Source organism: Natrinema caseinilyticum (assembly GCF_024227435.1).
Lineage (GTDB): Archaea > Halobacteriota > Halobacteria > Halobacteriales > Natrialbaceae > Natrinema > Natrinema caseinilyticum.
Map to the genome: position 1 here is coordinate 1,876,321 of NZ_CP100445.1, position 15,081 is coordinate 1,891,401.

Genomic DNA, 15,081 nt, shown 5'->3' on the forward strand with positions numbered 1-15,081 from the left:
GCGGTCCGACAACGTCCATCGCAGATTCGGTTGCGCAACCGGTGTCCGATAGTGGTTTCTGGCGAATAATTTAGAAAAATATACACGATGGGAGCGTGGATCTCTTCCCGTGGCCGCCATTCAGACGATTGGTCTAACCAAACGATACGGTGAATCGGTCCTCGCCGTCGACGATCTCGCCCTCACCGTCGAGGAGGGGGAAGTGTTCGGATTCCTCGGTCCGAACGGCGCGGGGAAGTCGACGACGATCAATATGATACTCGACTTCGTCCGGCCGACCGACGGAACGGCGACGGTGCTCGGCCTCGACGCACAGGCCGACACGGACGAGATCCGCCATCGGATCGGCGTCCTCCCCGAAGGGGTGAGCGTCTACGACCGACTCACGGCCCGCGAGCACCTCCAGTGGGTCATCGACACGAAAGGGACCGGCGACGATCCCGACGCCATTCTCGAGCGGGTCGGCCTCGCCGGCGACGACGCAGACCGCCCCGCCGGCGACTATTCGAAAGGGATGGCTCAGCGCCTCGGCTTCGGGATGGCGCTGGTCGGCGATCCGGACCTCCTGATTCTCGACGAGCCGTCCTCTGGGCTCGACCCCGCCGGGATGCAGGAGATGCGCGATATCATCGCCGAGGAGGCGGATCGCGGAACGACGGTCTTCTTCTCGAGTCACATCCTCGGGGAAGTCGAAGCGGTCTGCGACCGGATCGGAATCATGAACGAGGGGCACCTGGCCGCGACCGGTACCCTCGGCGAGCTCCAGGACGAACTCGACCTCGGCGTCCCGATCACCCTGAAAGTCGACGCCGTCCCCGAGTCCCTCGAACTCGAGCACATCGAGGGGGTCCGCTCGGTTCAGGTCGACGGAACCACGATCACGGCGACCTGCGCGGAGCCGGCGGTGAAAGCCGACGTCGTTCGTCGAGTGCTGTCGGCGACGGAAATTCGCGACATCATCTCCGAAGACGTCTCGGTCGAACAACTGTTCCACACGTACACGAACGGGGAGTCGGCGGACGACGCGGCCCTCGCACCGGAGGTGACGGCATGAGCACCCTCGAGGTCGCGAAGAAGGACTTCCTCGACGTCCGGCGGGCCAAGATGATCTGGTTCGTCGGCGGGCTCTACGCCTTCTTCCTGGCGCTGCTGTTCTTCGTCGGACAGAACAACGTTCCGAATCCGGACGTCAAGAACACGCTGTGGAACTTGACCGGGACCGGTGCGATGATCATCCCGTTGATCGCCCTCGTCTCGGCGTACCTCGCGATCGCCGGCGAACGCGAGTCCGGCAGCGTGAAGTTTCTCCTGTCGATACCCAACAGCCGTCGCGACGTCGTTCTCGGGAAGTACCTGACGCGAACGACCATCGTTACGGTCTCGATCCTCGGTTCGTTCCTGATCGGCGCCGTCCTCTCGCTGCTCTGGTACCCGACGTTCGAGGCGACGTTCTTCGTCGGTATCGCGGCACTGACGGTCCTCTATGCGCTCACCTACGTCGCCGTCGCGATCGGGATCTCCGCCGCGACGTCGTCTCGCTCCCGTGCGATGGGCGGCGCGATCGGCTTCTTCTTCGTGACCAACGTGTTGAACCTGCTCGGACCGCTTCGACTCGCTATCGAGTACCTGTTCAACGACCTCGCGGGGCTCGATATCGCTGCGAATCAGATCCGCTTCGTGCAGTCACTGATCAGTCCGACAGTTGCGTACGTAAATTCGACCGGCCTCGTCTTCCCCGACGGGTTCCGGTCCGTTCCGCCAGATATCCCCTGGTTTCTCGAGGGCGAGGTGATGGTCGTCATCCAGCTCGTCTGGCTCGTCGTCCCGATCGCACTCGGTCTCTGGACGTTCGAGCGCGCCGGCCTCGGGTGACGAATCCGATCGCCCCGCACGATATCGATTCGGTCGATTCCATCGGGGTTTCCCGTCTCGTCCGGAACTGCTCGACCCGTTCAGTTCGTCAGGCCGAACGGAGACCACGATCTGTTCGACCCCTATACTACAAAAACTATACGGTAATCGGATGTGAAATCCCACTTATGACCGCTATTCAAACAACCGAACTTACCAAACGCTATGGCAAGTCGGTCCTCGCTGTCGACGATCTCGACCTGACCGTCGAGGAGGGGGAAGTGTTCGGATTCCTCGGTCCGAACGGCGCGGGGAAGTCGACGACGATCAATATGCTCCTCGATTTCGTCCGACCGACCGACGGAACGGCGACGGTGCTCGGCCTCGACGCACAGACCGAGAGCGACGAGATCCGCCATCGGATCGGCGTGCTTCCGGAAGATGCGAGCCTGTACGACCGGCTCACCGCACGCGAACACCTCAAGTGGGTCATCGACACGAAAGGAGCCGACGACGATCCAGGGTCGATGCTCAAACGCGTCGGCCTGTACGACGACGGATACCGGCCCGTCGGGGAATACTCGAAAGGGATGGCCCAGCGGCTGGGGTACGCCATGGCGCTGGTCGGCGATCCGGAGTTGCTGATTCTGGACGAACCCTCGTCCGGACTGGACCCGTCGGCGCGACAAAAGATGCGCAACAGTATACAGAAGCAAGCCGCCAGGGGGACGACCGTCTTCTTCTCGAGTCACATTCTCGGTGAAGTCGAATCCGTCTGCGACCGGGTCGGAATCATGAAGGAGGGAAGTCTGATCGCGACCGGGACGATCAACGATCTGCAGGGCGAACTCGACCTCGACGCGACGATCACGCTCGAGGTCGAACGAGCCCCGAAAAACCTCGCACTTCACCGGCTCGACGGCGTCCGATCGGCCAGCATCACGGGGACGACGATCACCGTGACCTGTACCGACTCCGCGAGCAAGGTCGACGTCGTCCGTCACATCGCGTCCGCGACGGAGATACACGACATCATCTCCGAGAACGTCTCGCTCGAGCAACTGTTCAATACGTACACGAACGGGGAGCAACGGGACGGGGAGAAACCGGCCATCGAGGTGTCGGCATGAGCACGTACGCCGTCGCGAAGAAGGACTTCCTCGACGTCTGGCGATCCCGGATTATCTGGTCCGTGAGCGTACTGTACGTTTCCGTCGTGGTTCTGTTTTTGTACACCGAAAAAAACACCGTTTCGAACCCGGACGTACAAAGCGCGCTGGTGAATCTGACCGATGTCGGTGCGATGTTCATCCCGCTGGTCGCCCTCGTCTCGGCGTACCTCGCGATCGCCGGCGAACGCGAGTCCCAGAGTATCAAGTACCTGCTGTCGGTCCCGAACAGTCGTCGCGACATCGTCATCGGAAAGTATCTGTCCCGGGCGACCATGGTCTCCATCTCGATTATCTGTGCGTTTCTGATCGGCGGGGGACTCGCACTCAACTGGTATGCCACGCTCGATCCCGAACTCTTCGCCAGCATCGCGGCCCTGACGCTCCTCTATACGCTGACCTACGTCGCCGTCGGGATCGGTATTTCCGCCATGGCGTCCTCCCGATCGCGTGCGATGGTCGGCGCGATCGGCTTCTTCTTCGTGACCAACGTGTTGAACCTCTTTGGGCCGCTAGAGCGGACCCTGAAATTCCTCCTGAACGATCTCGCCGGCCTCGGAGTGCCCGATTTGCACATCAAGTTCGTTCAGGTTCTCATCAGTCCGACAGCCGCGTACCTCGTCGCGACACCGCTCGTGTTTCCGCGGCAGTCGATTCCGGCCAGCACGCCGTGGTATATGCGGGGAGAAGTCGCGATCGCCATCCTGGTCGCCTGGATCGTGTTTCCGGTGGTGATCGGTCTCTGGCGATTCAAGCGCATCGACATCAGTTGATCGCCATTACCCACGAAACGGGGGCCGTCTCGTCTCTCCTCGATCGATCAGTCGATGACGCCGGTTTTCGTCGCGACGTCTCGAGCCGCTCGCTCGTTCATCCCGTCGCCGAGGATCGTGTAGCGATCGCGGATCTCGTGGCAGGTCGTCAGCGCCTCGACGACGGTCTCGTCGTCGATGCCGAGTTCGGCTGCGGTCGTCGGGGCGTCGATACTCGAGAGCGCGGCCCGGATATCTCGCCAGATACCTCGATCCCCGCCGTGGAGATACGCGGTCATGATCGAGCCGACACCGACCTGATGACCGTGGAGGGCGGCGCCGGGCGCCAGCCGGTCGAGTTGATGAGAAAAGAGGTGTTCGGCGCCGCTCGCTGGCCGCGACGAGCCGGCGATGCTCATCGCGACGCCCGATGACATGAGCGCCTTCGTGACGATCCAGGCCGACTCCTCTAGCCCCGGCCGGATCAGGTCGGCGTTGTCCACGAGGATTTCGGCGGTCATTTCCGAGAGGGCGGCCGCGTACTCGGAGTACTCGACGTCTTGTAACCGCTTTGCGAGCCGCCAGTCCATCACGGCGGTGTAGTTGGAGATGATGTCGGCACAGCCAGCCGTCGTCAGCTCCCACGGCGCATTGGCGAGAATGCCGGTATCGGCGACGACCGCGAGCGGTGGCTCGGCGGCGACGCTGTGGCGCGAATCCCCGTCCGGGACGGAGCCGCGATTGCTGACGATTCCGTCGTGGCTCGCCGCGGTCGGGACGGAGAGAAAGCCCATCTCGAGGTGGTAGCTCGCGAGTTTCGCGATGTCGATCGCTTTGCCGCCGCCGATTCCGACGAGGTACGTGGCCGCCTCCGTTTCGGCGATCTCGATTACGCGCTCGACAGCGTCGAACGTCGCCTTTTCGATCGTAACGATGGCTGGCTCGATTCCAGCGGCTTCGAAGTCGGCCGCGATCGGGTCCGCGGCGACCTCTCGAGGCGTCGGACTCGTGACGAACAGCGGCCGCCCCTGCAGATGGAGATCGTCGACCACGTCGACGACCTCGCTGCGAACGCCGTGACCAACGACAACGTTTCGCGGGAGGCGGATCCACGTCGACTTCTCGAACATACCTGACCCGACACACCCACGGGACATGTGCTTTTCCTCATCACCGCGGGGGTCAATACGAACACCGCCGTGACTCGAGACGACGGACCGGACGCTCGAGACCGACCGTTGGTTTCGACCCGATCGCCGATGGTATAGTATTTCCGACGCCAATTTTCGAATATGATCGCTGCGTCCGTACTCTGACTCGGCCTGCTCGGTATCGGCTACGGTGTGGGAAGACTGTACGGGGTGTACTCGCTTCGACGAGACGGCGACACCGAACACCGATCGCGCGGGACGTACCGAGTCCTGTTTCTCGTCGGAATCGGGGCCGGAATCGCCCTTACGCGTTCCGGACTGCTCGAGACGACCGAGGCCACGCTGTCGGCCGTCTATCCGACACTGGCAGCCGTGACGCCGCTCGTCTGGACCCCCGTATTCGCCGGTTCGATCGTCGTTGTCCTCGCGACGTACCTCGGAATCTTCCCGTACGCACGAACGCGTCGCGGACTCGAAATCAGCGCCGCGACAGCGGTCGCCCGTCTCGCCAAGTATCTCCTCGCACTGACACTCTTCGTACTCGGGGTGTTCGGACTCGCGTCGGTGCTCCTCAGTGCGTCGGACCCACATCCAGTGCTGATCCCGGTCGTCTTCGTGGTCCTCACGATCGGCGTCTACAGCTGGTCACAGTACCGAATACGGCTTACCCAAGCGATTTCGGAGCCGACCGACGATCACCGGCAGCGACTGGCGACCGCGGCCGATCGGGCCTCCCTGACGGCGACGATCGAGGGCGTATTTCCGGGTCGTGAAACCGAGGTAGCCGGTCTCTATCTCGACGGACCGTTCTGGAACAGGCGCGTGTATGCAACCGATCACGCGTTCGACGTCCTCGACGACGACGAATTAACGGCGCTGTGTGCGCGTCTGAGCGCCGCCGACGAAGCGAAGATCCTCGAGCGACAGGCGCTCACCGTCAGTGTGGCCTTCGGCCTGTTCGTAACGCTGTCCGTCTGGGTCTCGTTTCTGCTCGCACTCGCGGGCGTCGTCCTCGCGTGGCTGCTCCTCACCCGGCACCTCCAGCGCGTCGAGTTCGCCGCCGACCGCCGCGCGGCTCGAGCGGCCGAGGCCGATAGCCTCACGAGCGCGTACGAAACCGGCCAGAACCTGTCCGACGATCGGAGCCGGGTCCACGAACGGCTCGCATCGACGCCGTCGAGGGCACGACGGCTCGAGCGACTTCGAGAGATGGAAGCCTGATCAGAACGTCTCGAGAATGCCGAGTACGCGCTCTTCGGCCTCTCGGTCCGGACCGATTTCGTCCCCGTTCCGGTCGCTCTCGAGGTGATCTTCGACCGTCCGGTCCATCGCCTCCACGAGCGGTGTCGACTCCCAGCCCAGTGCGGCGAGTTTTGCCGTCGAGAGGACGTGCGGGTAGGTCCGGTAGAGCGGATAGTCGTCGAGTTCGAGCCCGCCGGCCGCGAGTTCGCGGGGGCCGGCGTGGACGAGTTCGACGTCGCCCGCTCTCGGCTCGCTCTGCTCGCCGTTCGCGTGTTCCGTGGGGCTGTCCGCCACGTTACCCAGCGACTCGGCGATCAACTCGATCATCTCCGCGAGCGTCACGAGCCGCCGGTCGCCGACGTTGTAGGCCTCGCCGGCCGCGCCGCGTTCGGCGACGAGCCGGAGCGCGCTGGCGACGTCCGCGACGTAGACGCGGTGGCGGAGATTCGTCCCGTCCCCCGGAACGAGGATGCGGTCGAAGCGGTTGACGCGGTCGATCCACCAGTCCAGCCGTTCGGTGTAGTCGTGTGGCCCGTAGACGATCGGCGGGCGGACGACCATCGCACGGACTCCGTCCTCGGCCGCCGCGAACGCCGCCCGATCGCCCTCGGCCTTTCGATTGCCGTAGGTTTCGAAGGTGTCATCGACCGCTTGTTCGGCCGTACACGTCTCGAGCGGCGTTTCGCCTTCCCGCTTGGGAATCTCTTCGCGGCCGTACGCTGCACCGCTCGAAACGTAGACGTAGGCCTCGGAATCGTCGAATATCCGGGTTGCAGCCCGGACGTCACTCGGGTGATAGACGACGCAGTCGAAGACCGCGTCGGGATCGACCGTCGTCGCGGCCGCCTCGAGAACCGTCTCGTTCGTCCTGTCGCCCTCGACGTGGTCGACGCGGTCGTCGTCCGCGTACGGATTCTCGCGATTACCTCGAGTGAGTAGCGTCACGTCGTATCCGTGATCCAGCAGTTCGGCGACGAGGTGCCGACCGATGAAGCGAGTGCCGCCGATGACGAGCGCGGTGTCCATGTGTGGGCGTCACGGTTCTGGGAGAAAACGGTGGCGGACCGGCGCGTGACAGTCGATGACGGTCGACGAACCTCGGCGCGGCGCGGGGACGGAAATCAGTAAGTGCGGTGACGGTCAGGGGAGGGTTCTATTGGCCCGTTCGTGGTAGCGCGATCCGGTATGTCAGAACAGCTCTGGACAGAGCGCGCTCCCGAGTACCCGCTCGAGTGTGACCACTGTCACTATCCGATTCCCGGCGAACCCGAGGAGACCGACGAGGGTCGGTACTGTTCGGTCGCCTGTCGCGAAGCCGCCGCCACCGATTCCTCCATGACCGACCCCCACGCCTACAAGCGGATCGCGACGGGCGTCGAACCCGTCGATTCGCTCGTCCCGAACGGCATCCCGGCGGACTCGTTTCTCCTGTTGCTGGGCGACGAGGGAACCCGACGCGCCGAACTCGGGACCGAACTCGCCTGGCGAGCGCTCGAGCGGGGCGAACCCGCCATCGTCGTCTCCTTTGCCAATCCGCCGACGGCGACGCTCGAACGATTCTATCAGAACGGCTGGAACGTCCTCCCGGCGCTCGAGAACGACCGATTGCGAGTCATCGACTGCTACACGCATCGGCTCGACGACCGGTCCGAGTTCCTCGATCGCCGCAACGAGTGGACGGCGTTCGTCGGCGAAGCCGCCGAAGACGCGATCGTCGAGGTGCGCGATCCCACCGACCGTCGCGAACTGACCAACAGTCTGTACGGCGCACTCGACGACCTCGAGATGACCGAGACCGGGCTGGTCACGTTGGACTCGCTGGACGAACTCGAGTCGCTGCTCCAGGACCGGCAGATGCACGAGTTGATCAACGACATTCGGGCCACGATCTGTAAAGCCCGATTCGTCCCGGTCGTCGCCGCCGCCTCGACGGCGAACGAAGACGAGCATCCGGAGGCAGAGTACGTTTTCGACGGGATCGTCGATCTCAGACTGACGGACCAGTTCGCGCCGGACGCCCGGCTCAAACAGCTCGCAGTGCGCAAACTGATCGGCGCTCAGATCCTGCCCCAGTGGGTCGCCTACGACTACGAACCGACCCGCGGGCTGTTCGCGTTCGGCCCAAACGGCGACGCGCGACAGCGGTACGATCTCGGAAACGGTTCTCAACAGTCGAACCAGCCACAGTAGCCGGACCGACGGGCGCCAGGACGGCCCATCGGGGACCCGCCCGACCCGTCACTCGAGACCGAACCCGCCTCCGCGCCGACAGCGACGGCGGCGGTTCTTCGTTCGGATCGTGCCCACGAGACCGGGCGATCCCGTCGCCACGGGCAGTCCGAATTCGGACGGCACCAGCGAAGCGAGGGTCATCAGTCCGGCAGCCAGCGAAATCGCGGGGGACAGTACGGCCAGCGAACGGGAGGCGAGTACGGAGGCACCCGGCACGGCGGGAACGGGGAAACGCAACAGTACGACCGTGGACGAGGTCGAGGTGACACCGACAGCTTCGCCGGTCGGTCGGACCGCGAACGGTCGAGCAGCGGCCCCCAGTACCGCCAGCCACGACGATCGGAACACGGCGACTGGACGGATACCCGTGAGTCGAACCGAGGCCGATCGAGCGGTGAGAGCGACCGGAACCAGCAACTCGAGGACGACGACATGAGCAACCGCCGGCACGTCCACGAGCGAGATCCGACTCCCGGGTCCGATCGGTCCCGCGACGAGGGCTACCGCTCTCGATGACGACGGGTCACCCAGCGTCTCGCCCGTCGTCGATCGTCGTTGAAAATTCGCCTGCGGAATTATTACCGGGGCTTTCGAAACTGGAATCGTGAGCGAACCAGATTCCGACTCGGAACCAGAATCGAATCCCGAACTGGACGACGACGCGATGGGTCAATTTCCCGTGCCGGCGTTCGAGGACCTGCCCGCGGACCTCCAGGATCGAATCGTCGAAGAGACCGACAGCGCCGGATTCACGCCGAACGTGTTCTCGGCGTTCGCGTACAAACCTTCGCACTTCCGGGCGTTTTTCGAGTACCACGACGCGCTCGTCGAAGACACCGCTCTCGAGCGCGAAGAGATCGAGATGATCGTCGTCGCCGTCTCCGGCGTCAACCACTGTTACTACTGCAACGTCGCCCACGGGGCGCTCGTTCGCATCTACGCCGACGATCCGACGTTAGCCGACCAGCTGATCGCGAACTACCGGACGGCCGATATCGACGATGCCCACCGGACGATGCTCGACGTGGCCGTCAAACTCACCGAGCGGCCGATGGAGGTCGAACCCGCCGACCTCGAGGCTCTGCGCGAGGCCGGTTTCAGCGAAGAGGCTATCTGGGACATCGGCGCCGTCACCGCCTACTACAACCTGAGCAATCGCATGGCGACCTTCGCAGAAATGCTGCCGAACGACGAGTTTCACACGCTCGGCCGGTAGTGGCCTGCGGGTGTCGGTGAAAGCCGACCGCAGATAATGTATTTTGACTTACGTGTTATTAGAAATGGCTAAATATTAAATTAGACAAGGTGAAAGTAGTGGCCGTGAACGGAGGTGATCAATCGACGAATTCGGCAAAGATCGACCCGACTATCTCCGCTACCGGGACCGACCGTGCCAGGTTGTAGCCGCCCGGTAGCCAGCGGAAGCCGACACGAGGATACGGCGAGACAACTCCACCCCGGTCAGCCAACGTATCCCCGGTCGGTAATCGAGCTCCTGAAACCATGTGACATTCCGCTGTTTTGCCGACCACAGCCACTATCTATCCCTGAACGGCGATCCGACCGTTACTATCGACGCCATCGAAGACGACCGAATAGACGATCTGGTGTCACACTTGTTGCAGAGCCAATCCGTGTTCGTCGGGCTGCAGCCACGGTAGAGTGGCGTCTCGCCGCGTGACGCCCGGTCGGGGACGAGCACTATCCGTCCGAAACGTGGTGCGAAAATTGTACTGCAGTCCGATCCGAATCCACCCTCGGTCAGTCGTCGCTCGTCGCGACGTTGGCCGCCCCGGTCTCGAGGTCGGCCTCGGGCGCACCGGGCAGTTCGTTGCGGACGTCGTCCGATCCCTGCTCGGTGATCGCCTCGTGGTAGGCCTCGGGCATGACCTTCACGAACGCGTCGAGCGAGCGCTCCCAGTTCTCGAGGAGGTGCTGTCCGCGCTCGGAACCGGTGTATGCCACGTGGTTCTCGACGAGTCGCCGGAGCATCTGTTCGTCTTTTTCCTCGAGGTCGTCGTGGAGGGAGACCATGCCGGTGTTGGCTTTCGCGGCCAACTCCCGGTCGGGGTCGTAGACGTACGCGACGCCGCCGGACATGCCGGCGGCGAAGTTTTTGCCGGTGTCGCCGAGGACGGCCACGACGCCGCCGGTCATGTACTCACAGCCGTGGTCGCCGACGCCCTCGACGACGGCCTTGGCGCCGGAGTTTCGGACCGCGAATCGTTCGCCGGCGACGCCGTTTACGTACAGTTGCCCGTCGGTTGCACCGTACAGTGCGACGTTGCCGATCGCGACGTTCTCGGTCGGATCGTACGCGGCGGTTTCGGGGGTCCGGATCGTGAGCGTGCCGCCCGAGAGACCCTTGCCGACGTAATCGTTCGCGCTGCCATCCAGGTGCATCGAGACGCCGCTCGCGAGGAACGCACCGAAGCTCTGGCCGGCGGTTCCCTCGAGGTCGACGGTGATCGTGTCGTCGGGGAGACCGGGTTCACCGTACCGGCTGGTGATGCGGTTCGAGAGCATCGCGCCGACGGTGCGGTCGACGTTCGTGACCTGCGTCTCGAGCGAGACCGGGTCCTGGTTCTCGATGGCGTCTGCCGCGGCGTCGATGAGCTCCCGATCGAGCTGGTCCTCGAGTTCGTGATCTTGCTCGCGGATCTTCCGGCGGACCTCGTTTCCGGGGTCTGCGAGCACGTCCGAGAGGTCGACGTTGCGGGCCTTCGGGTGGTCGACGTCGGCGCGCTGGGCGAGGACGTCGACCTGACCGACCATCTCGTCGACGGTTCGGAAGCCGAGTTCGGCCATGATCTCGCGCAGTTCCTGGGCGATGAACGTCATGTAGTTGATGACGTGTTCGGGTTCCCCGGGGAATCGCTTGCGCAGATCCTCGCGCTGCGTGGCGACGCCGACTGGGCAGGTGTTCTTGTGACACTGTCGGGCCATCACGCAGCCGCTGGTGACGAGCGATGCGGTGCCGAAGATGTACTCCTCGGCACCGAGCAGGGCTGCAACGGCGACGTCGCGGCCGGTTTTCATCCCGCCGTCGGTCGAGACGCGGATGCGGTCGCGAAGACCCGTCGCACAGAGCATCTGGTTGGCTTCGGCGAGGCCGAGTTCCCACGGGAGCCCGGCGCTCTTGATCGACGTACGCGGCGAGGCACCCGTGCCGCCGGAGTGACCCGAGATGTGGACCACGTCGGCGTTGGCCTTCGCGACGCCGGCGGCGACCGTGCCGATGCCGGCCTCGGAGACGAGTTTGACGTTGATGTCCGCGTCCTCGTTTGCGGCCTTCAGATCGAAGATCAGCTGTTTGAGGTCCTCGATCGAGTAGATGTCGTGAAGCGGCGGCGGGGAGATGAGGCCCACACCGGGGGTCGACTTCCTGACGTGGGCGATCATCTCGTTGACCTTCGAACCGGGGAGGTGACCGCCCTCACCGGGCTTCGAACCCTGGGCCATCTTGATCTGCAGTTCGTCGGCGTTCGAGAGGTACGTCGACGTAACGCCGAACCGACCCGACGCGACCTGTTTGACGTTGCACTCGCGCTCGGTGTCGAACCGCTCCGGCGGTTCGCCGCCCTCGCCCGAGTTGGATTTGCCGCCGATCCGGTTCATCGCGATCGAGTTGTTCTCGTGGGCCTCCGGCGAGAGCGAGCCGAGCGACATCGCCGCGGTCGAAAAGCGCTGCACGATGTCCTTGATCGGTTCGACCTCCTCGAGCGGAATCGGGTCGCGATCGGAGTCGAACTCGAGCAGCCCGCGCAGGGTCTGGAGGTTCTGCTGCTGGTCGTTGATCAATTCGGCGAAGTCCTGATAGCGCTCGTAATCGTTCGAGCGGACGGCCTGCTGGATCGCGCCGACGGTCTCGGGGTTCCACTGGTGGTAGATCCCGTTCGATCGGTGTTCGAACTCGCCCTGGCGGTCGAGGTCGGGTTCTTCGTCGTCGCTTCCGAACCCGGTTGCGTGGCGCTCGCGAAGGTCGTCCTCGATTTCGGCGAGACCGATCCCTCCGGTTCGGTTCTCGGTGCCCTCGAAGTACTTTGCGACGAGATCGGAATCGAGCCCGACGGCTTCGAAGATCTGGGCGCCCTGGTAGCTCTCGACCGTCGAGATCCCCATCTTGGCCATGATTTTCAACAGCCCGTCTTCGACCGCGCCCACGTAGGCGTCGATGGCGACCCCAGTATCGGCACCGTCGGGGCCGGCGGTGATGTCTTCGATCGTCTGGTACGCCAGGTACGGGTTGATCGCACCAGCGCCGTAGCCGACCAGGGTCGCGAAGTGGTGAACGGTCCGGGGATCGGCGGACTCGACGACGAGGCCGACGTGGTTACGCAGTCCGTTGCGCACGAGGTGGTGGTGGACCGCACCGGTTGCGAGCAGACTCGGGATCGCGATCCGGTCCCCGTCGACCCCCCGATCCGAGAGGACGATGACGTCGTTGCCCGCTTCGATCGCGTCGACGGCGTCCTCGCGGACGCGTTCGATCGCCGCCTCGAGGTCGGTCCCGAGGTCCTCGCTCGCGGATTCGTAGGTGATGTCGACCGTCGCCGCGGTGATTCCGTTCGCCGAACAATCGCGGATCGACTCGAGTTCGGTGTCGGTCAAAATCGGCGAATCGAGGACGAGTTGGCGGGCGTGTTCGGGCGATTCGTCGAGGAGATTTCGCTGGAAGCCGAGTCGGCTCTCCATGGAGGTGACGAGTTCCTCGCGGATGTAGTCGAGCGGCGGGTTGGTGACCTGGGCGAACAGCTGCTTGAAGTACGAGAAGAGCGGCCGGTTGAACTCCGTCAGCACCGACAGGGGCGTGTCGTCGCCCATCGAGCCGACGGGGTCTTTCCCCTTCTGGGTCATCGGCTCGATCATGTTCTCGAGTTCGTCGTGCGTGTAGCCGAAGGCGGCCTGGTACTCGCGAAGACTCGAGAGTTCCCGCTGGGGCGTGGGGTCGTTCGACGCCCGGATGTCGTCCAGGTGAACCTGTTCCTGGGCGACCCAGTCGCCGTATCGGTCGTCGGTCAGGTCCTCGAAGACTTCGTCGTCGGGGATAACGCGTCCTTCGGCAGGGTCCGCGAGGAACAGCTGGCCGGGCTGGAGGCGGCCGCGCTCTTCGATGTTTTCGGGCTCGGTCTCGAGCGCGCCGGCCTCGCTCGCCATGATCAGTCGGTTGTCCGTCGTCACGTCGTACCGGCAGGGTCGGAGACCGTTACGATCGAGGACGGCACCGACGCGTTCGCCGTCGGTCGCCGCGACGAGCGCGGGACCGTCCCACGGCTCGACGAGCGAGGCGTGGAAATCGTACCAGTCCTTGCGGTCGTCGTCCATCGCGTCGTCGCCGCGCCACGCTTCGGGGACGAGCATCCGCAGGGCGTGTTCGAGGTCGCGACCGTCCTGCATGAGCAGTTCGAGCGCGTTATCGACGCTCGCGGTATCGGACTGATCGGGATCGTCGATGATCGGCTTGGCCGCCTCGATCGCTCGCGAGCGCTGCCCGCTTTCGCTTTCCGTGGAACCACGTTCCACGCAGTCCTCTAAGACGTCGCTCTCGATGTCCGTCTCACGAGCGCGCATCCAGTTGATGTTGCCCTGGATGGTGTTGAACTCGCCGTTGTGGATGATGTTCCGATACGGGTGGGCGAGGTGCCAGGCGCCGAGCGTATTCGTCGAGAACCGCTCGTGAACCATCGCAAACGTCGACTCCATTCGGGGGTCGGTGAGATCCGGATAGTACGTCGGTACCTGCTCGCCCTTGAGCAGGCCCTTGTAGACGATCGTTTTCGAGTCGAGCGAGCAGACGTAGAAGCGGTCGGCGCCGTCGGGTTCGGCCTCCTCTCCGCGAGCGTCGCGACCGGAGGCTCGGTGAGCGCGTTGCTCGACGGCGTTCTCGAGCGCGCGTCGAGCGACGTAGAGCCGTCGGTCGAAGTCGTCGCCGGAAACGTCGTCTTCGGGTGTGACGACGACCTGTCGGACGTCGGGCTCCGAATCGACGGCCGTCTTCCCGAGATGTTCGTTGTCGGTCGGAACGTCTCGCCACTCGAGGACGTCGAGGTCGTACGTGTCGAAGGTATCCTCAATCAGAGAGACGAGTTCGTCGCGCGTCGCGGCGTCCTGTGGGAAAAAGAGAGAACCGACGGCGTAGGTGTCCGGCAGATCAGCTTCGAGAACGTCTCGAAAGAACGAATCGGGCATCTGGAGCATGATGCCGGCCCCGTCGCCGGTGTCTTTTTCCGCACCGGTCGTCCCGCGATGTTCGAGATTGACGAGCAAGTCGAGTCCGTCGGCGACGACGTCGTGACCCCCATCCCCATCGAGGTCCATGACGACGCCGACGCCGCAGTTCGACCGTGCGTCCTCGGGGTCGGCAAGCCCCGTCGAGCGCTCGGTGGATGACGCTATCTGTGGTTGTGGCATACACAGGCATAGCCGAATCAACTATAAGAGGCTAACCCATTATGACTAAGCGTATTATAAACACATATATACTAATATAAGGCGATGTGTAATCCCTTAATTTGATTGTCGCGGTAAGTCAGATCTCGCAGTCTGCAAGGATTCTCGTACTGTTGCAGTCGATGAACAGACCGGTCGTCGAAACCCCCCTCACGGGAAGAAAGACTTCCCGATATCGAGGAATTGTCAGAGACACGTAGTGTTCACCCACCAAAGTGAACACCACGTATATTT

General features: G+C 63.7%; 10 protein-coding genes. 7 read left to right on the plus strand and 3 right to left on the minus strand.

The features are described 5' to 3' along the window. The first annotated feature begins 109 nt into the window (after positions 1-109). The 4 genes from NJT13_RS09205 to NJT13_RS09220 all read left to right on the plus strand — a co-directional run bounded on the left by NJT13_RS09205 (position 110) and on the right by NJT13_RS09220 (position 3,793). Positions 110-1,054, plus strand: coding sequence for an ABC transporter ATP-binding protein (locus NJT13_RS09205; RefSeq protein ID WP_254525260.1), 945 nt, complete (start codon positions 110-112; stop codon positions 1,052-1,054). Further along, positions 1,051-1,872, plus strand: a complete 822-nt coding sequence (locus NJT13_RS09210; protein WP_254525261.1) for an ABC transporter permease subunit — start codon at positions 1,051-1,053, stop codon at positions 1,870-1,872. Before NJT13_RS09205 ends, NJT13_RS09210 begins: the two co-directional genes overlap by 4 nt. Positions 1,873-2,039: 167 nt before the next feature. Continuing rightward, entirely contained in the window at positions 2,040-2,981 is a 942-nt protein-coding gene (locus tag NJT13_RS09215; protein WP_254525262.1) for an ABC transporter ATP-binding protein, read from the plus strand. Continuing rightward, positions 2,978-3,793, plus strand: coding sequence for an ABC transporter permease subunit (locus tag NJT13_RS09220; protein ID WP_254525263.1), 816 nt, complete (start codon positions 2,978-2,980; stop codon positions 3,791-3,793). Before NJT13_RS09215 ends, NJT13_RS09220 begins: the two co-directional genes overlap by 4 nt. 47 nt (positions 3,794-3,840) lie before the next feature. Here NJT13_RS09220 and NJT13_RS09225 read toward each other — a convergent pair whose 3' ends face one another. Next, positions 3,841-4,902, minus strand: a complete 1,062-nt coding sequence (locus tag NJT13_RS09225; RefSeq protein ID WP_254525264.1) for an NAD(P)-dependent glycerol-1-phosphate dehydrogenase — start codon at positions 4,900-4,902, stop codon at positions 3,841-3,843. Positions 4,903-5,115: 213 nt separating this feature from the next. Between NJT13_RS09225 and NJT13_RS09230 the strand changes: the two genes are divergently transcribed. Beyond that, positions 5,116-6,144, plus strand: coding sequence for a peptidase (locus NJT13_RS09230; protein ID WP_254525265.1), 1,029 nt, complete (start codon positions 5,116-5,118; stop codon positions 6,142-6,144). Here the strand turns inward: NJT13_RS09230 and NJT13_RS09235 are convergent, their stop codons facing one another. Next, positions 6,145-7,191 carry an NAD-dependent epimerase/dehydratase family protein gene (locus NJT13_RS09235; protein ID WP_254525266.1) on the minus strand — a complete coding sequence of 349 codons (1,047 nt, stop codon included), beginning with the start codon at positions 7,189-7,191 and terminating at the stop codon, positions 6,145-6,147. It lies immediately after the preceding gene. Positions 7,192-7,350: 159 nt separating this feature from the next. Between NJT13_RS09235 and NJT13_RS09240 the strand changes: the two genes are divergently transcribed. Both NJT13_RS09240 and NJT13_RS09245 read left to right on the plus strand, forming a co-directional pair. Further along, complete coding sequence (locus NJT13_RS09240) at positions 7,351-8,355, plus strand: RAD55 family ATPase (protein ID WP_254525267.1); 1,005 nt, start codon at positions 7,351-7,353, stop codon at positions 8,353-8,355. A gap of 706 nt (positions 8,356-9,061) precedes the next feature. Then, positions 9,062-9,613, plus strand: coding sequence for a peroxidase-related enzyme (locus NJT13_RS09245; protein WP_254525432.1), 552 nt, complete (start codon positions 9,062-9,064; stop codon positions 9,611-9,613). A 545-nt stretch (positions 9,614-10,158) separates the two neighbouring features. On the opposite strand, the gene gltB is transcribed toward NJT13_RS09245, so the two are convergent. Continuing rightward, a complete protein-coding gene (gene gltB, locus NJT13_RS09250; protein ID WP_254525268.1) occupies positions 10,159-14,808 on the minus strand; it encodes a glutamate synthase large subunit in 4,650 nt (1,549 codons plus the stop codon). Positions 14,809-15,081 lie beyond the last annotated feature (273 nt).

What these genes read in the sequence shown, in the direction of transcription:
- NJT13_RS09210 (WP_254525261.1), top strand. Translation starts at nt 1,051, where the DNA reads ATGAGCACCCTCGAGGTCGCGAAGAAGGACTTCCTCGACGTCCGGCGG.
- NJT13_RS09215 (WP_254525262.1), top strand. Translation starts at nt 2,040, where the DNA reads ATGACCGCTATTCAAACAACCGAACTTACCAAACGCTATGGCAAGTCG.
- NJT13_RS09220 (WP_254525263.1), top strand. Translation starts at nt 2,978, where the DNA reads ATGAGCACGTACGCCGTCGCGAAGAAGGACTTCCTCGACGTCTGGCGA.
- NJT13_RS09225 (WP_254525264.1), bottom strand. Translation starts at nt 4,902, where the DNA reads ATGTTCGAGAAGTCGACGTGGATCCGCCTCCCGCGAAACGTTGTCGTT.
- NJT13_RS09235 (WP_254525266.1), bottom strand. Translation starts at nt 7,191, where the DNA reads ATGGACACCGCGCTCGTCATCGGCGGCACTCGCTTCATCGGTCGGCAC.
- NJT13_RS09240 (WP_254525267.1), top strand. Translation starts at nt 7,351, where the DNA reads ATGTCAGAACAGCTCTGGACAGAGCGCGCTCCCGAGTACCCGCTCGAG.
- NJT13_RS09245 (WP_254525432.1), top strand. Translation starts at nt 9,062, where the DNA reads ATGGGTCAATTTCCCGTGCCGGCGTTCGAGGACCTGCCCGCGGACCTC.
- gltB (WP_254525268.1), bottom strand. Translation starts at nt 14,808, where the DNA reads ATGCCACAACCACAGATAGCGTCATCCACCGAGCGCTCGACGGGGCTT.